Annotated in this window: 17 protein-coding genes; 9 read left to right on the top strand and 8 right to left on the bottom strand. The window is 52.5% G+C overall.

The annotated features are described in order from the left end of the window. Positions 1-51 precede the first annotated feature (51 nt). The 3 genes from HOY33_RS08775 to nagB are packed head-to-tail and all read right to left on the bottom strand — an operon-like array spanning position 52 to position 3275. The gene (locus HOY33_RS08775; RefSeq protein ID WP_172289827.1) at positions 52-1275 is read right to left on the bottom strand and encodes an ROK family protein; all 1224 of its coding nucleotides are present in this window, start codon (positions 1273-1275) and stop codon (positions 52-54) included. Positions 1276-1296: 21 nt separating this feature from the next. Next, positions 1297-2454 carry an N-acetylglucosamine-6-phosphate deacetylase gene (gene nagA / locus HOY33_RS08780; RefSeq protein WP_172289828.1) on the bottom strand — a complete coding sequence of 386 codons (1158 nt, stop codon included), beginning with the start codon at positions 2452-2454 and terminating at the stop codon, positions 1297-1299. A gap of 20 nt (positions 2455-2474) precedes the next feature. After that, positions 2475-3275 (bottom strand): glucosamine-6-phosphate deaminase, encoded by an 801-nt coding sequence (gene nagB / locus HOY33_RS08785; protein WP_172289829.1) that lies wholly within the window; start codon positions 3273-3275, stop codon positions 2475-2477. 320 nt (positions 3276-3595) lie between these two features. Here nagB and nagE point away from each other — a divergent pair, with 320 nt between their 5' ends. Together nagE and glnS are read left to right on the top strand one after the other, a co-directional pair. After that, positions 3596-5089, top strand: coding sequence for an N-acetylglucosamine-specific PTS transporter subunit IIBC (gene nagE, locus HOY33_RS08790; RefSeq protein WP_172289830.1), 1494 nt, complete (start codon positions 3596-3598; stop codon positions 5087-5089). Positions 5090-5261: 172 nt separating this feature from the next. Next, positions 5262-6920: a glutamine--tRNA ligase gene (glnS, locus tag HOY33_RS08795; protein WP_172289831.1), complete on the top strand. Its 1659-nt coding sequence runs from the start codon at positions 5262-5264 to the stop codon at positions 6918-6920. Between the two features lie 348 nt (positions 6921-7268). Here glnS and fur read toward each other — a convergent pair whose 3' ends face one another. Together fur and fldA are read right to left on the bottom strand one after the other, a co-directional pair. Beyond that, positions 7269-7718, bottom strand: coding sequence for a ferric iron uptake transcriptional regulator (gene fur, locus HOY33_RS08800; RefSeq protein ID WP_172289832.1), 450 nt, complete (start codon positions 7716-7718; stop codon positions 7269-7271). 328 nt (positions 7719-8046) lie between these two features. Next, on the bottom strand, positions 8047-8574 hold the full coding sequence (gene fldA / locus HOY33_RS08805) for a flavodoxin FldA (RefSeq protein WP_172289833.1): 528 nt from the start codon (positions 8572-8574) through the stop codon (positions 8047-8049). Between the two features lie 458 nt (positions 8575-9032). Here fldA and HOY33_RS08810 point away from each other — a divergent pair, with 458 nt between their 5' ends. Continuing rightward, positions 9033-10703, top strand: coding sequence for a methyl-accepting chemotaxis protein (locus HOY33_RS08810; protein WP_172289834.1), 1671 nt, complete (start codon positions 9033-9035; stop codon positions 10701-10703). 57 nt (positions 10704-10760) lie between these two features. On the opposite strand, the gene ybfE is transcribed toward HOY33_RS08810, so the two are convergent. Both ybfE and ybfF read right to left on the bottom strand, forming a co-directional pair. After that, entirely contained in the window at positions 10761-11042 is a 282-nt protein-coding gene (ybfE, locus tag HOY33_RS08815) for a LexA regulated protein (RefSeq protein WP_172289835.1), read from the bottom strand. Between the two features lie 181 nt (positions 11043-11223). After that, positions 11224-11991, bottom strand: a complete 768-nt coding sequence (gene ybfF / locus HOY33_RS08820; RefSeq protein ID WP_253906947.1) for an esterase — start codon at positions 11989-11991, stop codon at positions 11224-11226. 222 nt (positions 11992-12213) lie between these two features. Here ybfF and seqA point away from each other — a divergent pair, with 222 nt between their 5' ends. Continuing rightward, a complete protein-coding gene (seqA, locus tag HOY33_RS08825) occupies positions 12214-12744 on the top strand; it encodes a replication initiation negative regulator SeqA (protein ID WP_172289837.1) in 531 nt (176 codons plus the stop codon). A gap of 28 nt (positions 12745-12772) precedes the next feature. Next, entirely contained in the window at positions 12773-14416 is a 1644-nt protein-coding gene (pgm, locus tag HOY33_RS08830; protein WP_172289838.1) for a phosphoglucomutase (alpha-D-glucose-1,6-bisphosphate-dependent), read from the top strand. A gap of 38 nt (positions 14417-14454) precedes the next feature. Here the strand turns inward: pgm and HOY33_RS08835 are convergent, their stop codons facing one another. Then, complete coding sequence (locus tag HOY33_RS08835; RefSeq protein WP_172289839.1) at positions 14455-14883, bottom strand: EamA family transporter; 429 nt, start codon at positions 14881-14883, stop codon at positions 14455-14457. Positions 14884-15225: 342 nt separating this feature from the next. Here HOY33_RS08835 and HOY33_RS08840 point away from each other — a divergent pair, with 342 nt between their 5' ends. The 4 genes from HOY33_RS08840 to HOY33_RS08855 all read left to right on the top strand — a co-directional run bounded on the left by HOY33_RS08840 (position 15226) and on the right by HOY33_RS08855 (position 18892). Beyond that, on the top strand, positions 15226-15432 hold the full coding sequence (locus HOY33_RS08840; protein ID WP_172289840.1) for a YbfA family protein: 207 nt from the start codon (positions 15226-15228) through the stop codon (positions 15430-15432). A 277-nt stretch (positions 15433-15709) separates the two neighbouring features. Next, on the top strand, positions 15710-16666 hold the full coding sequence (locus HOY33_RS08845) for a 2-thiouracil desulfurase family protein (RefSeq protein ID WP_172290026.1): 957 nt from the start codon (positions 15710-15712) through the stop codon (positions 16664-16666). Positions 16667-16689: 23 nt separating this feature from the next. Further along, positions 16690-18156, top strand: coding sequence for a deoxyribodipyrimidine photo-lyase (gene phrB, locus HOY33_RS08850; protein WP_172289841.1), 1467 nt, complete (start codon positions 16690-16692; stop codon positions 18154-18156). Then, entirely contained in the window at positions 18149-18892 is a 744-nt protein-coding gene (locus HOY33_RS08855) for a type 2 GTP cyclohydrolase I (protein WP_172289842.1), read from the top strand. The genes phrB and HOY33_RS08855 overlap by 8 nt, the downstream gene beginning before the upstream one ends. Positions 18893-18909: the final 17 nt, after the last annotated feature.

Consider the following 18909-nt stretch of genomic DNA (forward strand, 5'->3'; position numbering starts at 1 on the left):
GGCCGGATTTTTAGTGATTTGATAATCCGACATTAGCGCATTAATCCGATATCACTGCGTTTCCAGCAGATATTGCAACAAAACGCCATTCAACATGGCGCGTTTTACCAACGCAAAGGCGCCAATCGCCGAGAGGTGGTTCAGGCTGGAGACTTCCACGGGCAGGTTGTTACGAAAGTCCTTCAGCACTTGGGCATTGATGCAGCGCTGAATGGCGGGCAACAGGATTTTTTCGGCCGCGGTGATTTCACCGGCAATCACCACCTTTTGCGGATTGAAGAGATTAATGGCGATCGATACGGCTTTACCCAGATATTGCCCGACATGTTCAATGACTTCGCATGCGAGCATATCGCCCCGGTTGGCGGCTTTGCATATCGTTGAAATCGTACAGTTATCTCCGGTTATCTTACTTGGATAACCTTGTTGCAATAAGTGTTGCACCCGCTGTTCGATAGCCGCATTGGCCACCACCGTTTCCAGACAGCCAAAATTGCCGCAGTGGCATCGTTCCCCCAGCGGATCAATCTGAATATGTCCGATTTCCCCGACGTTGCCGTTATTGCCGAGAAATATCTGTCCGTTAACCAGAATACCGGCGCCGGTGCCGCGGTGAACGCGCACCAGAATCGAATCCAGCGAGTCGTGCGTTACCCCGAAGTAATGTTCAGCCAGCGCCAGACTGCGAATATCATGCCCGACAAAGCTGGTCACATGGAAACGGCGCTGAATATGGTCGACCAGCGGCCAGTCGTTGACGTCGATATGCGGCATATAACGAACCACGCCGGCAAGGGGATCGACCAGGCCAGGCAAAGCCACTGCAATGGCGATCAATTCACGGATACGGTGCCGATAGTGCTCAATAAAATGACTGATGGCTTTAAAAAGGGCGGTTTCCAGCGTTTCCTGGGTTTTCTCCGGCAGGTTGTAGTGCGCTTCGCCCAAGGCTTTTCCCTGCAAATCGTATAGCGCGATGGTGGCGTCATAGCGCCCGAGACGAACGGCAATGGTATGAAACGAACGCGTTTCGGTAACAATGGAAATAGCGCGTCTGCCGCCGGTTGAAGCCTGTTGGTCAACCTCTTTGATTAACCCGCGCTCCAGCAGTTGACGGGTGATTTTAGTGACGCTGGCGGGAGCAAGCTGGCTCTGTTCCGCAATCTGTATCCGTGAAATGGGGCCTTGTTGATCAATCAGACGATACACGACCGCACTGTTCAATTGTTTAACCAGATCAACATTCCCTATCTGAGCTTGTCCGCCTGTGGTCATTAAAAAGTCACTCGTCTGTGGTCAATTCTTTGTCGCCGTTAACATGTCGTTGCCGCCAACAAAAGTTTTGAGAATGTGATAATTACGATCAAATACGGTCAAATTAGCCACTTTACCGCTTTCAATGCTGCCCAGCCGTTTGTCTGTGCCGATGGCCCGCGCCGGATAAAGCGTTGCCATTCTGAGCGCTTCATCCAGCGGGATACCTGCCTGTTCCACACAATTGCGTACCGCTTCTATCATCGTGAGGGCAGAACCGCTGAGTGTGCCGTTCTCATCCACGCACAGGCCGTCGCGATAGTATATGGTTTTACCGGCAAAAATGAACTGGTCAATATCCGCGCCGGCCGGCGCGGTTGCGTCAGTCACCAGAACCAGTTTTTCACCTTTGATCCGTTTGCTGATACGGAGATTGGCCCAGTCAACGTGTAAACCATCGGCAATAATACCGCAGTAGATTTCCGGCGCATCATACACCGCGCCGACCAGGCCTGGCTCGCGGCCGGTCAGGTAAGGCATGGCATTAAACAGGTGGGTGGCAAAACGGATGCCGGCGGCAAAGCCTTGTTTGGCCTGTTTCCAGGTGGCGTTGGAGTGTCCGGCGGACACCACGATGCCGGCCTCGACCAACTGACGGATCACCACGGATGACACTTTTTCCGGGGCGAGCGTGATTTTGCTGACGACATCGGCGTTTTTGCACAGAAAGTCCACCAGCTCCGCTGTCGGTTGACGAATAAACGCCGCATTATGCGTGCCTTTTTTTATCACGTTCAACCAAGGCCCTTCGAGGTGCAGACCCAGCGCCTGATGCTGGTTCTGCGCCAGATAGGCGCGCATGACTTCCACGCTATGTTTCATAAATTCGTCGCTGGAGGTAATCAGCGTAGGTAAAAAACTGGTGCATCCCGACTTCAGATTAGCCTGATGCATGGTTTCCAGCGTCTGGACTGAAATGGATTCCAGCGAGTCATTGAACTGAACGCCACCGCAGCCGTTCAGCTGTAAATCAATAAATCCGGGAGCGAGCAGCGCCCCGCCGAGGTCATGTTTTTCCAGCCCGGCCGGCAGGTCGCTAATGGGGCAAACATTTTCTATCAGACCATCGGCAATCACCACGGCATGATTATCAAGCACCTGGTGGCCGGTGTAGATCCGGCCATTTGTTAAAGCGTACATCATCAACTCCCGGCTACAGATTAAAGATTTTTCATATTTTCCGTTTCTAACTCACGGAAATATTTAACGGTTTTGACTTTCAGCTCCATGGTGGAAGGCTCGTCGCATACCATCACGGCTTTAGCATGAAGTTGCAGGCAACTGATGGTCCACATATGGTTCACATTTCCTTCTACCGCCGCCTGCAATGCCTGTGCTTTGTTGCGTCCGGTGACCAGGATCATCACTTCTTCGGCATCCAGCAGCGTACCAACGCCAACCGTCAGGGCAAATTTAGGCACCAGATTAACGTCGCCGCCAAAGAAACGCGAGTTGGCGAGGCGAGTCTCTTCCGTCAGGGTTTTGATACGAGTCCGGGAAGCTAAAGAAGATGCAGGTTCATTGAAGGCAATATGTCCGTCATTTCCAACCCCCCCCATGAACAGATGGATCTTACCGTAAGACTGGATTTTCTCTTCGTAGCGGCGACACTCCGCTGCAATGTCCTCCGCGTTGCCATTCAACAGGTTAATGTTTTCCTGCGGAATATCAACGTGATTGAAAAAATTCTGATGCATAAAGCTGCGGTAGCTTTCAGGGTGATCGCTGGGCAGGCCGACATATTCATCCATATTGAAGGTCACTACATGCTTAAAGCTCACCTGTCCGGCTTTATGCAGCGCGACCAGCGCCTTATACGCTTCCAGCGGCGAACTGCCGGTGGGAAGACCGAGGACAAAAGGACGGGTGGCGCTGGGGTTGAAGTCGTTAATTTTTCGGGCGATATAACGGGCGGCCCATTTACCGACTTCCGTCGGGGTGGTTAGAGGAATCAATCTCATCAGTGGTCTCCTGATTATTCGATAGCGGTAAAATTAAGTATCGGGCTAAATCGTGCGATTGGCGCGTTTCGATACTGAAATAGAACGGAGCGCCAGTGTAGCCTGTTTTTTTTTATCTTGAAATAAGTTGGGGTTTTATTCAGATATAAAATTTTCATATGCGGTTTTTTAGTGATTGATATCACATAATGTTAGGGTTTAATTTGCGTAGCGAAATATTTTTCTTACACTCCATGCCAAAGCCACCCACAGTGGTTTTACCCGGCAGTGAGCACGTATGACTGGCAGTTTTGGGTCCCATAAGGGAAAGAGAGGAAAAGGTGAGTATTCTTAGCTATTTACAAAAAATAGGTCGGGCGTTGATGGTGCCCGTCGCCACGCTGCCCGCTGCCGCCATCCTGATGGGGGTCGGCTACTGGATCGATCCGATCGGCTGGGGGAGTGAAAATGCGTTGGCCGCGCTATTTATTAAATCAGGCGCCGCCATTATTGAACATATGGCGGTGCTGTTTGCAGTGGGGGTCGCCTATGGCATGTCGAAAGATAAAGACGGCGCCGCGGCATTAACCGGTTTTGTCGGATACCTGGTTCTGACCACGCTCTGCTCGCCGGCGGCGGTGGCGATGATTCAAAAAATTCCACTGGATCAGGTGCCTGCCGCGTTTGGTAAGATCGAAAACCAGTTTATCGGTATTTTGGTCGGGGTTATTTCCGCAGAGCTGTATAACCGTTTTAGCCAGGTTGAGTTGCCGAAAGCGCTGTCGTTTTTTAGCGGACGCCGCCTGGTGCCTATTCTTACCTCGTTCCTGATGATCCTGGTTGCGTTCATTCTGATGTATGTGTGGCCGGTTATTTATAACGCACTGGTCGCTTTTGGTGAGTCTATTCAGCAGCTAGGCTCAGTGGGCGCCGGGGTTTATGCGTTCTTCAACCGCTTGTTGATCCCTGTCGGTCTGCATCATGCGCTGAACTCGGTGTTCTGGTTTGATGTCGCCGGAATTAACGATATTCCTAATTTCCTGGCCGGGCAGCAGTCTATCGAAGCCGGTAAAGCCGTGGTCGGCATTACCGGTCGTTATCAGGCCGGGTTCTTCCCGATTATGATGTTTGGTCTACCGGGGGCGGCGTTGGCCATTTATCACTGTTCGCGCCCGGAAAACAAAAGCAAGGTCGCCGGGATTATGATTGCCGCGGCTTTTGCTTCATTCTTTACCGGCATCACTGAGCCGCTGGAGTTCTCCTTTATGTTTGTGGCGCCGGTGCTCTATGTCCTGCACGCGTTGCTCACCGGGCTATCGGTGTTTATTGCGGCCAGCATGCATTGGATTGCCGGTTTCGGCTTCAGCGCCGGACTGGTGGATATGATGCTGTCGTCGCGTAATCCGCTGGCAACGCAGTGGTATATGCTGATACCGCAGGGTTTGGCGTTCTTCGTCGTTTACTATTTGGCGTTTCGTTTCACCATCACGCGTTTCAATTTGCTGACCCCGGGACGCGAACTGGCGGTAAGCGGCAGCGAAGCGGATGGCTATGATGTGAATGCCGCAACGGCCACGTCGTCATCCGGCGACGCCCTCACGCTGGCCCGGGGCTATTTGCAGGCTCTGGGCGGTAAAGACAATCTGCTGGGCATCGATGCCTGTATCACTCGCCTGCGGTTGAACGTGGTCGACTCCGGTCAGGTTGATGAAGGCTTGGCCAAGCGACTGGGCGCGGCGGGGGTCATTCGGCTGAATAAGCAGAATGTGCAGATTGTGGTCGGCACTCAGGCTGAGTCGCTAGCGTCCGCGCTGAAGAAAGTCAGCGCAGAGTAAGGCTGGCTCAGGCTTTCCATCGCGCGCGGCTAACGCGGTGGAAAGGAAATTTGCGGGATGGGATCGTTATCTCATCCCGTTTTTGTTTTTTAATGAAACTAACGGTTGTTTCCCGGCGTAGCTTGTTGGATCATTGGCGGTTATATGTCGTTTTAGCATTGAGGAAGCAAGCATGAGTGAGGCTGAAGCCCGCCCAACCAACTTTATCCGTCAGATTATTGATGAAGATCTGGCATCCGGTAAGCATGACCATATTCAGACGCGTTTTCCGCCGGAGCCTAACGGCTATCTTCATATCGGGCATGCGAAATCCATCTGTCTGAACTTTGGCATTGCCCAGGACTACAACGGGCAATGCAACCTGCGTTTTGACGATACCAATCCGGTAAAAGAAGATATTGAATACGTTGAGTCAATCAAACGCGACGTTAAATGGTTGGGGTTCTCATGGAGCGGCGAGGTTCGTTATTCCTCCGATTATTTCGATCAACTGCATCAGTATGCGGTTGAACTGATTAGCAAAGGGCTGGCCTACGTTGATGAATTGACGCCGGAGCAGATCCGTGAATATCGCGGCACGCTGACGGCGCCGGGCAAAAATAGCCCGTACCGCGATCGTAGCGTGCAGGAAAACCTGACGCTGTTTGAAAAAATGCGTAACGGCGGCTTCGCCGAGGGAACGGCTTGTCTGCGCGCCAAGATTGATATGGCCTCGTCGTTTATGGTGATGCGCGATCCGGTTTTGTATCGGATTAAGTTTGCCGAACATCACCAAACGGGAAATAAGTGGTGCATCTATCCGATGTATGATTTTACCCACTGTATTTCCGATGCGCTGGAAGGCGTGACGCACTCTTTGTGTACGCTGGAGTTTCAGGATAATCGCCGTCTGTATGATTGGGTATTGGATAACATCACCATACCTTGCCATCCGCGGCAGTATGAGTTCTCACGTCTTAATCTCGAATACGCCATTATGTCCAAGCGTAAGCTGAACCAACTGGTAACCGAGAAGATTGTCGAGGGGTGGGACGATCCGCGGATGCCGACCATTTCCGGTTTGCGTCGTCGCGGTTACAGCGCCGCGTCTATCCGTGAATTCTGCGTTCGCATCGGTATTACCAAGCAGGATAACAACGTTGAAATGGCCGCGCTGGAATCCTGTATTCGTGACGATCTGAATGAAAATGCGCCGCGCGCCATGGCGGTTCTTGACCCGGTGAAAGTGGTGATTGAAAACTTGCCCGCCGATCATGAAGAGTGGGTGACGATGCCGAATCATCCGAATAAACCGGAAATGGGATCCCGTCAGGTTGCATTCAGCCGCGAGGTGTATATCGATCGCGCTGATTTCCGTGAGGAAGCCAATAAACAGTATAAGCGTCTGGTGCTGGGTAAAGAGGTTCGTCTGCGTAACGCTTATGTGATTAAAGCGGAACATATTGATAAAGACGAGCAGGGCGCCATCACCGCCATCTACTGTCGCTACGATCCGGATACCTTAAGTAAAGATCCGGCTGATGGCCGCAAGGTAAAAGGCGTGATTCACTGGGTGTCCGTAGCGCATGCGTTGCCGGCGGAGTTCCGCTTGTACGATCGTCTGTTTAGCGTCGCCAATCCGGCGGCGGCGGATGATTTCCTGTCAACCATCAACCCGGAATCGCTGAAAGTGGTGCAGGGATTCGTTGAGGCGAGTCTGGCGCAGGCGGAAGCGGAAAAAGCGTATCAGTTTGAGCGCGAAGGCTACTTCTGCGCCGATCGGGTTTATTCCAGCGCGCAACATCTGGTGTTTAATCGCACGGTAGGCCTGCGGGATACCTGGGTGGGGTGATAGCGGGATTGGCTTGCAGAGTAAACCAAAAATAAAACCGCCTCGGCGGTTTTATTTTATGACGGACAGGAAGTCCGTCACCCTACGGGTCGTCGCAAGCGACGTTGAAAAGAGGTTGCTGACAAAGTCGTCCGTAAGCCTGAGATACCCGGGCCTACCGTACCGAGGGGCCATTATGGGACACATCCTTGTGCCCCACCCTGCGGGCCAGCATAAATGCTGTTCAAATTTGCTCCTGGCAAATTTGTCGGCGGCTTACACCGCTACGGCCCCTCGCCACGCTCTCCCTAATAACAGGCTATGTCAATGGTCTGAAAATCGCTTCAGGCGATTTTTTATGCGGTCGATTTATCTTCTTGCATCGTGCAGGGTTTCGTCTTCACGGCAATCCCCTTCACTGCAATGGCCATACAGATACAAACTGTGGTTGGTCAACTTGATACCGTGTCTTTCCGCTATTTCGCGTTGGCGTGCTTCGATATATTCGTCACGGAATTCAATCACTTTGCCACAATCCAGACAAATCAGATGGTCATGATGATACTGCTGCGTCAGTTCAAAAACGGATTTACCGCCTTCAAAATTATGACGGGTTACGATCCCCGCATCATCAAACTGATTCAGTACGCGGTAGACGGTCGCCAGACCAATCTCTTCACCCATATCAATCAGTTTCTTATATAAATCTTCCGCACTGACGTGATGGCACTCCGGGTCCTGCAACACTTCCAGAATTTTCAGTCTTGGAAGAGTGACTTTCAGGCCGGCCTTCTTTAATGCGATGTTGTTGTCAGTCATGCGGATTTAGTCCTGTTGCTTACTTATCAATGGAGGCTACCTAGCCTATGTCATCGGTCGGCTCAAAAAATGTAATAACGTCCCAATTATAGAACTGCGCATTCAAAATGAAAACCATGGAATGTTAACAATATTATTTCCACATACACTACAGGTGTACCATGCAATGTATTGTTGGTAAATGAGGAACGTTCAATGAACGCACAGAACCGATGTGGGTATTGTACATACTTATAAGGAGAAGTTAAAAAAATGTATCAATTTTTATGAGAGGTTTTTTCTATCAATCTGGCTCTGACGAGAGTGTCATCAGAGCCAGAGAATCGGCTCAGCCTACCAGTTCTTTCAGATTCAGTTCGTCGCCGATCTGTTTTACCCAGGCTGTAACGCGCTCGCTGGTCAGTTCGGGTTGACGATCTTCGTCGATGGCCAAACCGATGAAGTGGTTGTCATCAGCCAGACCTTTAGAGGCTTCAAAGTAATACCCTTCCGTCGGCCAGTGTCCAATAATCGTCGCGCCATGCGGTTCAATGATATCGCGGATGGTGCCCATGGCGTCACAGAAGTACTCGGCATAGTCTTCCTGATCGCCGCAGCCGAACAAGGCAACCAGTTTACCGCTGAAGTCGATCTCTTCCAGCGTAGGGAAAAAGTCATCCCAGTCGCACTGCGCTTCCCCGTAGTACCAGGTAGGGATACCGAGCAATAAAATATCGAACGCTTCAAGATCTTCTTTGCTGCTTTTGGCGATGTCATGAACTTCGGCAACGTCGGTTCCCAGTTGCTGTTGGATCGTCTTGGCAATGTTCTCGGTATTGCCAGTGTCACTGCCAAAGAAAATTCCTATGAGTGCCATGAATTGAATAACCTCTTGATTCTTAATGGTATGATGCCGTGTTTTACCCACTTATCGGCTAATAATAGCAGACGCGCCCGGCATGAGAAACTCGTATCGGTAAGCATCGGTAAATTGTGGCGGGTATTTTGCTGATACGCATTTTCCAGTTGTCGCTCCGGCTGGCGACCCTTGGTGATTAAATTTTTTAACGTAATCTCTTTAAACTTAAAAAATTATGTGTATGGCGAGTTATGAAATTGTTCACAGAATAGAAAATAAATGAGCATAAGAACCGCCCTGACTCTAAATGTTCTCTGAACTTTGTCGATTTAGTTAACGTGATTTTATCTGTTTTCAACATAACGGAACGTTAGCGCCAGATAAAGGTGACATATCTTGTTGGCATGAATTTCTGTGTTTCATTGTTGAATGACGATGAAAATGTCCTTTTATGTGTGTTTAGTTCGGAGTGAACCATGAAATTTTTAAAGAACATTGCCATCAGAACGGCCATGCTATGGGTGCTTGGCACTTTCTGTGTGCTCTGGGGCGGCGTGTCGATATACACCATGTTTTCTTTCAAAGAGATGACGACAACGTCCAAGACCAGTAGCCTCCTGGTGCAAAATATGAATTTTGTTAATCAGGGCAACGATCAATATTTTCGCATGGTGACGCGCCTGGCTCGCGCCGTTGATGCACGTCGCAACGGCGATAATGAAGCGGCGGACAGAGAGCAGGCATCTTCTTTGAATGCGCTTAATACCTTAAAAGCGGATTTGGCGGCGTTTAATGGCATAGACCACGCAGGGCTGGACGATGCGCTGGTGCAGGCGGTGAGCCGTGACTGGAATAACCTGATTACCCAGGGCGTTGAACCTTTATACCAAAAAGCCGCGGCAAACGAATTTGATGATTATCAGAATCAGGCGAAAAATGTTGTTCCGCCGCTGAGTCGTCAGTTCGGCGCGTCGTTAACGGCGTTCAATAAGGCCGGTTCAGAGCAGTTTTCCGCCGCTGGAACCCGCTTTGAACAGATTACCGCCATTGGTCAGAACATTTTGCTGGCCGGTTTGATTATTGGGTTGATGCTGCTGTTTCTGACCGATCGTTATCTGGTGATGTGTCTGGTGCGGCCATTGAATGATTTGCGCGATCACTTCAGCGTGATTGCATCCGGTCAGTTAGGCAAGCCAATTATTGATTTCGGCCGTAACTGCGTCGGTAAATTATTTCCGCTGTTGCGTGAAATGCAAACCAGCCTGGCGAACACGGTCAGCACGATTAGAAATAGCACGGATTCTATTTATCAGGGGGCTTCGGAAATCGCCTCTGGCAATAACGATCTGTCATCACGTACCGAGCAGCAGGCTTCGGCTCTGGAAGAAACCGCCGCCAGCATGGAACAGTTAACGGCAACGGTGAAACAGAACGCCGAAAACGCCAACCATGCCAGCCAGTTGGCTTTACAAGCCTCAACGACGGCGAAGAAAGGGGGCGATATTGTCGGCAACGTGGTGAAAACCATGGCGGAGATTTCCGGCAGTTCGCGGAAAATCGCCGAGATTACGACGGTGATAAACGGTATTGCTTTCCAAACCAATATTCTGGCGCTCAACGCGGCGGTCGAAGCCGCGCGCGCGGGTGAGCAGGGACGCGGATTTGCCGTGGTGGCGGGGGAAGTGCGCAGCCTGGCGCAGCGCAGCGCGCAGGCGGCCAAAGAGATTGAAGGGCTGATTTCAGACTCGGTAAGATGCGTGGATAGCGGTTCTCATCTGGTTGAAGATGCCGGGAATACCATGCAGGAAATTGTCCGGGCGGTGACGAACGTAACCGATATTATGGGTGAAATCGCTTCCGCATCGGAAGAGCAAAGCAAGGGGATCGCTCAGGTCGCGCAGGCGGTCTCGGAAATGGACAGCGTGACTCAGCAGAATGCGGCATTGGTCGAGCAGGCCTCTTCGGCGGCATTGTCACTGGAAGAGCAGGCGGCGGTGCTGAACCAGACTATCGCCTTGTTCCAACTTTCCGAGCAATATTCACACCCGGCGACGGCGGCAAAATCAACGCTTATTCCAAAAGCCCCGCTGGCAGGGGCGAGTAAAAAAGCGCTGCCGCCAGGCAATGATAATTGGGAAAAATTCTGATTTTGATTTTATCCGGCATCAGGGATGATGCCGCACTGCCGGGAGAAACGCGGAGTTTCAGGTTTTTTTCCCGGCCAATTGAGCCAGCAACATTTGTTCAATCAGTTCGCTACGGCTGATATTCTGCTGGTCAGCCAGATGGTTAAGTATATCGACGGCTTCGCTGTCAATTTTCAATTCTATCCGCCGCAACCCACGCACTTTATCGCGCCGCAGTTGATTACGCTTATTGATTCTTAGCTGTTCATCACGTGAAAGCGGGTTGGTCTTCGGACGGCCCGGGCGACGCTCATCTGCGAACAGATCCAGCGTGGTGCGATCGGTTTGTTCTTTTGCCATAGGTAATGATACTGCAAGGTATTCGAACCAAAACGCATATGTCCTTAAATAGCCGGTATGCATCTTGATGATGTGGTTACAATGCCTGCGGCTGAATCAGCCTTCCCTCTACTGCGGGCGTCATCATACCCCAGCCGTACTGGCGGCGACAACGGTTAACTGTGTTAATCCGGGGGGCCGCTTAACCGGCGTCCAGAAAACGATGAATCGCGCGTAATACCGCCTGTGGTTTTTCGGCATGTACCCAATGGCCTGCGCCGCCGATCGCATGAGCGCGAGCCTGCGGGAACTGACGCAGCACGGCATCGCGATGGATATCATCCAGATAGGGCGAATTTTCGCCGCGGATAAACAGAATTTGCCCCTGCCAGGCGGGAACCTCCTGCCAACCAACGATATTTTCGTATTGATCCCACAGAATCGGCACGTCAAAGCGCCATTCACCTTGTTGAAATGATTTCAACAGAAATTGAATAACCCCTTCTTCTTTCAGGTATTGACGCATCAGGGCTGCCGCCTGCGAACGGGAGGTCATGCCGGCATCGGTGACGGCGCGCAACGCGGCAAAGACCGAATCATGCCGACGCGTCTGATAATCGACCGGTGCGATATCAATCGCCACCAGCTTTTCCAGCCGTTGCGGGATAACGGCGCTAAGCGACATCGCGACTTTCCCGCCCATGGAATGACCGATAATAATCGCTCGCGTAATGTTCAACGCGTCCAGCAGTTCCACAACGTCCTGCGCCATCGCCGGATAGGTCATCTGTGGCGAGCGCGGCGACAGACCGTGATTGCGTAAATCAAGTTGTAAAACGTCGTGCTGACTTTGCAAATCCCGCCCCAGTACACCAAGATTATCCAGATTGCCAAACAGGCCGTGAATGAGGACAACGGGTAATCCGCCATTGGGTTGATGCGCATAATGCCTGCGATAATTCAATTTCATGGTGAAGTTCATTCAGAGAGACAGGCGCTTAGGGTATCATGACCTTACGACATTATGTTGCCGCGGAAGAAAGCAATTATGGCTGCTTGAACGGGAACCGAGACAGTAAGGCATAATCCGACTTTTTGCCTTGTCCGCGTTCTGCCGCTGTTCGAGCGAGTTTGATCGCTTGTATAATCCTTGACGATTGATCTGAGTAATAAAAAACAGTACTGGATAAAGATGAAAACTATTGAAGTCGACGAAGAGCTTTATCGTTATATCGCCAGCCACACACAGCACATCGGTGAAAGCGCATCGGATATTTTACGGCGTATGCTGAAATTTACCGCCGGTCAATCCACGGCGATGCCGTCGGCGGATGCGGCGGTCAATGCGCAACCCGCCGCCTCCTTGCATCCGGGCGATCGGGTTCGGGCGCTGCGTGAGCTGTTGCTGTCGGATGAATATGCAGAACAGCATAAGGCCATCAATCGTTTTATGCTGGTATTGTCCACGCTGTATCTCCTATCGCCGCAGGAATTCGCGCTGGCGACGGAATCGCTTCATGGGCGCACGCGGGTTTATTTTGCCGGCGATCAGCAAACCTTGCTTCAACATGGCACACACACCAAACCCAAACATATCCCGGGTACGCCATACTGGGTTATTACCAATACCAATACCGGTCGTAAACGCAGCATGGTGGAACACATTATGCTGACAATGCAGTTCCCCGCGGAACTGACAGAGAAGGTTTGCGGAACAATTTAACTTTCAATAGCGTCAGGGAGAAACGTCGATGGCTAATCATCCCCGAGCCGGACAGCCTACCCGGCAAAGCGATTTAATCAATGTGGCGCAGTTGACGTCACAATATTATGTTCTGCGTCCGGAAGTAGGGAATGCGGCGCATGCAGTGAAGTTTGGCACCTCCGGCCATCGCGGTAGCGCGGGGCGTCATAGTTTTAACGAAGCGCATATTCTGGCGATAGCCCAGGCCATTGCCGAAGAGCGTAAAAAGCAAGGCATCAGCGGCCCGTGCTACGTCGGCAAGGATACCCATGCGCTGTCCGAACCGGCCTTTATTTCGGTATTGGAAGTGCTGGCGGCAAACGGCGTGGATGTCATCGTCCAGCAGGATAACGGTTTCACTCCGACGCCCGCCGTCTCCAATGCCATTCTGGTACATAACCGTCAAGGCGGCGCACAGGCGGACGGCATTGTTATCACCCCGTCTCACAATCCGCCGGAAGATGGCGGCATTAAATATAATCCGCCAAATGGCGGCCCGGCGGATACCAACGTCACCAGCGTGATCGAACAGCGAGCGAATGCGCTGCTGACCGATGAACTGCGGGATGTGAAGCGGATTACGCTGGAGCAAGCCTGGAAGAGCGGTTACGTACACGAACAGGATTTGGTGCAACCTTATGTTGAAGGGTTGACCGGCGTGATTGATATGGCCGCCATTCAACGTGCGGGCCTGAAACTGGGCGTCGATCCGCTGGGTGGTTCAGGTATTGCTTACTGGCAGCGCATCGCCGAGCATTACAAACTGGATCTGACGCTGGTGAATGATGCCGTCGACCAGACTTTCCGCTTTATGACGTTGGATCATGACGGCGTGATCCGCATGGACTGTTCGTCGGTGTCGGCGATGGCCGGGCTGCTGGCGCTGCGTGACAAGTTTGATCTGGCGTTTGCCAACGATCCTGATTATGACCGCCACGGCATCGTCACGCCGGCCGGCCTGATGAATCCGAACCATTATCTGGCGGTATCCATCAATTATCTGTTCCAGCATCGTCCGCAGTGGGGTCAGTCGGTTGCGGTGGGGAAAACGCTGGTTTCCAGCGCGATGATCGATCGCGTGGTGGCGGATCTGGGGCGTAAGCTGGTGGAAGTGCCGGTCGGCTTCAAATGGTTTGTGGATGGTCTGTTTGACGGCAGCTTCGGCTTCGGCGGCGAGGAAAGCGCCGGCGCGTCATTCCTGCGCTTTGACGGCACGCCGTGGTCAACGGATAAAGACGGCATCATTATGTGTCTGCTGGCGGCGGAGATTACGGCGGTGACCGGTAAAAATCCCCAGCAGCATTATGACGAGCTGGCAAAACGCTTCGGCGCGCCAAGCTACAACCGTATCCAGGCGCCGGCGACCCATGCGCAAAAAGCGGCGTTATCCCGCTTATCGCCGGAACAGGTGTCAGCCGATACGTTGGCGGGCGATCCCATCACCGCGCGTTTGACGGCGGCGCCGGGTAACGGCGCGGCGATTGGCGGACTGAAAGTGATGACCGATAACGGTTGGTTCGCCGCGCGCCCTTCCGGTACTGAAGAGGCCTATAAAATCTACTGCGAAAGTTTCCTGGGCGCCGAGCACCGGGAACGGATTGAGAAAGAAGCGGTAGAGATTGTCGGCGCGGTACTGGCGAATACCCAATAAGCGAATGGCGCTGCGATGCAGCGCCTTTTTTACAGCGGCTATCCCAGCGCCACCATCAACGCGCCGGCAGAAATCAATGCCACGCCGGCGGCGGCCATCAGCGAAATCTTTTCACCCAGTAATATCACCGCCAGCACCACGGCAAATACCACGCTGAGCTTGTCAATCGGCGCCACTTGCGCGACGTTGCCGTTTTTCAGCGCGACAAAGTAAAACAGCCACGACATGGCGCCGGCCACACCGCTGAGCAGGATAAACAACAAGGCTTTTTTGTTGGCGATGACCTCGCCGACCAGCGCGGTTTTCCCTTGCGCAATCACCACGCCGATCAGAAATAACGCCATTACCACGGCGCGGATAGCGGTTGCGGTATTGGCATCCAGATTTTGCAGGCCGATTTTTCCAAACAGGGCGACCAACGCGGCGCACAGGGCAGAAAGCAAGGCATAGATTAACCAGCTACTCATGATATGAAATCCCTGAATAAGAAAAGAGAAAGGTGAAAAATAAGCATGCTACGCCGGGTGGGCCGTCGACAACCAGATTTACGGTGTAAAACGTTAACCCCTCGACGTTTCGGTTAAAAGGCGGCTAATCCTTAACGTCTATTATGTTTATTTTTAACCAATTAGTAACTTAATGACCTAATAGAGAAAATTTTGGCGATTATTTGATCTTTTTCTGGTCCGATGAGTAGTAAACTTTCACTAAAAGCGGTAAAGTTTTAACCAATTTCCCTGTTCTGCTTTTATCGTGACGGTGAGTCGCCTGCCGAGAACGGTAACTCACCCCTTTGGAGGAGGATCGTTATGTCGCTCTATACTGCTTATCCTTTACACCGTATTCTCCTGCGCCGTATTGCTGTTATATGTATCGGTATCGCCGCGTTGCCGGTAATGCTGTTCCGACGCGATCGCGCGCGTTTTTATAGCTATCTGCACCGTGTCTGGTTGAAAACCAGCGATAAACCGGTCTGGATGGCGCAGTCAGAATCGGCGGCGTGTGATTTTTATTGATATAGCGCTATTTTGCCGGCTGCGGCGCGCTGGCTTCATTCGTATGCGGCCTTGAGCGCGCGTGGTATGAATGAATAGTTCGGATAAATTTGCTGTCGCACCCCATTTTTATGTAACCCTCGCTACGGCGGGGGTTTTTGCTTTATATAAGCCACACCGTTCTCACGTTCATGATTTGTTTCTTTAATTTCCCGCAATTTCCCTATCACGGCACAGGATCAGGGTGGGATCCGCTATGCTGAAAACAGAGGATTATTTTTTATAAGGGGAAATCATGATGTTCAATCAGATCCCGGTTGGTATCAGCGCCTGCCTGCTTGGAAGCGCGGTGCGGTTTGACGGCGGGCATAAACGTCTGGCGTTTGCCGTTGAGCAACTGGCGCCATATTTCCATTTTGAGCCGGTATGTCCGGAACTCGCCGTCGGGTTACCGGTGCCCCGTCCGGCATTGCGGCTGATAAAAGACGCGGCGGGAAACATTACCCTGCGCGCCAGTAATGGTTCGCCGCTGGATATGACTCAACGGATGCAGCGCTTCTCCGCCGAAAAAGTCAGCCAGTTACAGCATCTGTGCGGCTATATTGTCTGCGCTAAATCGCCCTGCTGTGGTATGGAGCGGGTAAAGGTCTATGATGCGTCGCAAAAAAATGCATGCAAAAGCGGTATCGGCCTGTTTACTCAGGCGCTGCTGCGCCAGATGCCCTGGCTGCCGGTAGAAGAAGATGGCCGTTTGCACGATCCGGGATTGCGGGAAAATTTTATCGAACGGGTTTATACGTTGCACGAGTTGCACCAGCTTTGGCGGCAAGGTCTTAGCCGCGGGGCGCTGATGGCGTTTCACAGTCGTTATAAACTGTTGCTGCTGGCGCATTCACAGCCGGAATACCGTGAGCTGGGGCGTTTTGTGGCCGGGATGGATCGGTGGGCGTCGTTGGATGAGTTTGTGGCGGAATATCGCCTGCGGCTGATGAAGCTGCTGACGCATCCGGCAACGCGGCGTAATCACACCAATGTGCTGATGCACGTTCAGGGCTATTTCCGCCGCCAGCTTAGTCCCTCGCAACGACAGGAACTGACGCAACTCATCGACCGTTATCGACAGGGATTGCAACCTCTGCTGGCGCCGATCACCCTGCTGAAGCATTACATGGCGGAGTATCCGGATGATTATCTGGCGGAGCAGCGTTATTTTGAGCCTTATCCGGAAGCATTGCGGTTACGGTATGGTCACTAGTTTCCAACGAGTAAGGATGATGCATGTCCACGCATTTGGTCTGGCTGCGTAATGATTTACGCATTACGGATAATTTAGCGTTGTATACGGCCTGCCAGGATCCGCAAGCCCGGGTTTTGGCGCTATTCATTGCGACGCCTCAGCAGTGGCGACAGCATGATATGGCGCCACGGCAGGCGGCTTTCCTGCTGGAGAATCTCCGGCTGGTACAGCAGGCGCTGGCGGAAAAAGGGATCGCGCTTTATTACCATGAGTGCGCTGATTTTTCCGCCGCGGCGAACTGGCTGGTGCAGTTTTGTCAGCAGCAGGCCGTGACGCATTTGTTCTACAACCGTCAGTATGAAATTAACGAATGTCGGCGCGACAGTCAGGTCGAGACGCTGTTGGCAGGAAGCGTCGAGTGTCGGGGATTTGACGACAGCCTGCTGTTGCCGCCCGGTAGCGTACTGACCGGCAATGGCGAGATGTACAAGGTATTCACGCCATTCCGTCAGGCTTTCGTTAAACGCCTGCTGGAAGCCGATATCAACAGCGTTCCGGCGCCCGAGCAGAGAAGCGATGGCGCGATCGCTATCACGCAGGCATTAACTCCGTTCAGCTATCCCCGGCAAGAGGTTGACCGGGATGTTCCTGCCGGTGAAACGGCGGCGCTGCGTCAGCTTCGCCGGTTTTGCCGTGAGCAGGTTCAGGATTATCCACGCCAGCGGGATTTACCCGCGCTGGCGGGAACCAGCAAGCTATCGCCTTATCTGGCGTTGGGCATCATCTCGCCGCGCCAATGTTTTAACCGTCTGCGCGCTGAATCCCCGGATATGCTGGAACAGCGCGAGAGCGGGGCGTTTATCTGGTTTAATGAGCTGATCTGGCGTGAGTTTTATCGGCATTTACTGGTGTTCTGGCCGGATTTGTGCCGGCATAAACCGTTTATCGCCTGGACGCAATGGGTGCAATGGCGGCGCGCGCCTGACGTGTTGGCCGCATGGCAGCAGGGGAAAACCGGCTATCCGATAGTGGATGCCGCCATGCGCCAGTTGAATCAAACCGGCTGGATGCACAACCGCCTGCGTATGATTTGCGCCGGTTTTTTAGTAAAAGATTTACTTATCGACTGGCGTGAGGGCGAACGTTATTTTATGTCACAGTTGCTGGATGGCGATCTGGCGGCGAATAATGGCGGCTGGCAGTGGGCGGCCTCCACCGGCACGGACGCGGCGCCCTATTTCCGTATTTTCAACCCCACCACGCAGGGCGAGCGATTCGATCCGCAGGGAACCTTTATCCGCCGCTGGTTGCCAGAACTGGCAGAGGTGTCCGATAAAGATATTCACCAGCCTCATCGCTGGGCCGATCGACAGTCGCGCCAGTTAAACTACCCGCTGCCGATTGTCGATCATAAACAGGCGAGACAGCAGACGCTGGCGGCTTTTCAGGCGGCGAAAATGTCGGCCGGGGCGAATCACGATCACACAGAGAAGAGTAAGTATGCGTAATAGCGATTTGGAAAAATTGATCAATCAACAGCTTAGCGTTGAAGCTTTTCAGGACTACGCGCCGAATGGCTTGCAGGTTGAAGGGCGCAGCGAGGTCAGGCGTATTGTCACCGGAGTGACGGCCTCTCAGGCATTACTGGATGCGGCGGTTGAATATCAGGCCGATGCCGTTCTGGTGCATCACGGCTATTTTTGGAAAAACGAATCGCCGATTGTGAGCGGCATGAAGCGTAACCGGTTGAAAACATTGCTGGTTAACGATATCAATTTATATGGCTACCATTTGCCGCTGGATGCGCATCCGCAGTTGGGCAACAACGCGCAACTGGCGGCGTTGCTGGAAATCGACATCCTGGGCGCCATTGAGCCGCTGCTGCCGTATGGCGAGCTGTTCCAGCCGCTGAGCGGCGAGGCGTTATGCCATCGTTTGGAAAACCGTCTGGGGCGTTCGGTGCTACATTGTGGGGATAATGCACCGCAACAGATACAACGCCTTGCCTGGTGTACCGGCGGTGGACAGGGTTTTATCGAGCAGGCGGCCAGGTTCGGGGTCGATGCCTTTATTACGGGGGAAGTGTCGGAGCAGACGATTCATATCGCCCGGGAAATGGGGCTGCACTTTTTTGCGGCCGGACACCATGCCACTGAGCGGGGAGGCATCCAGGCGCTGGGAGATTGGTTGGCCGAGCAGCACGGTTTTGACGTGACCTTTATTGATATCCCTAATCCGGCCTGATGGTTAATGCTTTTTTA

It is taken from the genome of Brenneria sp. hezel4-2-4 (assembly GCF_013155275.1).
Classification (GTDB): domain Bacteria; phylum Pseudomonadota; class Gammaproteobacteria; order Enterobacterales; family Enterobacteriaceae; genus Brenneria.

Bases quoted from the DNA above. Each gene is read 5' to 3' on its own strand.
- HOY33_RS08855 (WP_172289842.1), top strand. From the start codon at position 18,149: ATGCGTAATAGCGATTTGGAAAAATTGATCAATCAACAGCTTAGCGTT.
- HOY33_RS08835 (WP_172289839.1), bottom strand. From the start codon at position 14,883: ATGAGTAGCTGGTTAATCTATGCCTTGCTTTCTGCCCTGTGCGCCGCG.
- HOY33_RS08840 (WP_172289840.1), top strand. From the start codon at position 15,226: ATGTCGCTCTATACTGCTTATCCTTTACACCGTATTCTCCTGCGCCGT.
- ybfF (WP_253906947.1), bottom strand. From the start codon at position 11,991: ATGAAATTGAATTATCGCAGGCATTATGCGCATCAACCCAATGGCGGA.
- nagB (WP_172289829.1), bottom strand. From the start codon at position 3,275: ATGAGATTGATTCCTCTAACCACCCCGACGGAAGTCGGTAAATGGGCC.
- seqA (WP_172289837.1), top strand. From the start codon at position 12,214: ATGAAAACTATTGAAGTCGACGAAGAGCTTTATCGTTATATCGCCAGC.
- ybfE (WP_172289835.1), bottom strand. From the start codon at position 11,042: ATGGCAAAAGAACAAACCGATCGCACCACGCTGGATCTGTTCGCAGAT.
- fur (WP_172289832.1), bottom strand. From the start codon at position 7,718: ATGACTGACAACAACATCGCATTAAAGAAGGCCGGCCTGAAAGTCACT.
- fldA (WP_172289833.1), bottom strand. From the start codon at position 8,574: ATGGCACTCATAGGAATTTTCTTTGGCAGTGACACTGGCAATACCGAG.
- HOY33_RS08810 (WP_172289834.1), top strand. From the start codon at position 9,033: ATGAAATTTTTAAAGAACATTGCCATCAGAACGGCCATGCTATGGGTG.
- HOY33_RS08845 (WP_172290026.1), top strand. From the start codon at position 15,710: ATGTTCAATCAGATCCCGGTTGGTATCAGCGCCTGCCTGCTTGGAAGC.
- nagA (WP_172289828.1), bottom strand. From the start codon at position 2,454: ATGTACGCTTTAACAAATGGCCGGATCTACACCGGCCACCAGGTGCTT.
- HOY33_RS08775 (WP_172289827.1), bottom strand. From the start codon at position 1,275: ATGACCACAGGCGGACAAGCTCAGATAGGGAATGTTGATCTGGTTAAA.
- glnS (WP_172289831.1), top strand. From the start codon at position 5,262: ATGAGTGAGGCTGAAGCCCGCCCAACCAACTTTATCCGTCAGATTATT.
- pgm (WP_172289838.1), top strand. From the start codon at position 12,773: ATGGCTAATCATCCCCGAGCCGGACAGCCTACCCGGCAAAGCGATTTA.
- phrB (WP_172289841.1), top strand. From the start codon at position 16,690: ATGTCCACGCATTTGGTCTGGCTGCGTAATGATTTACGCATTACGGAT.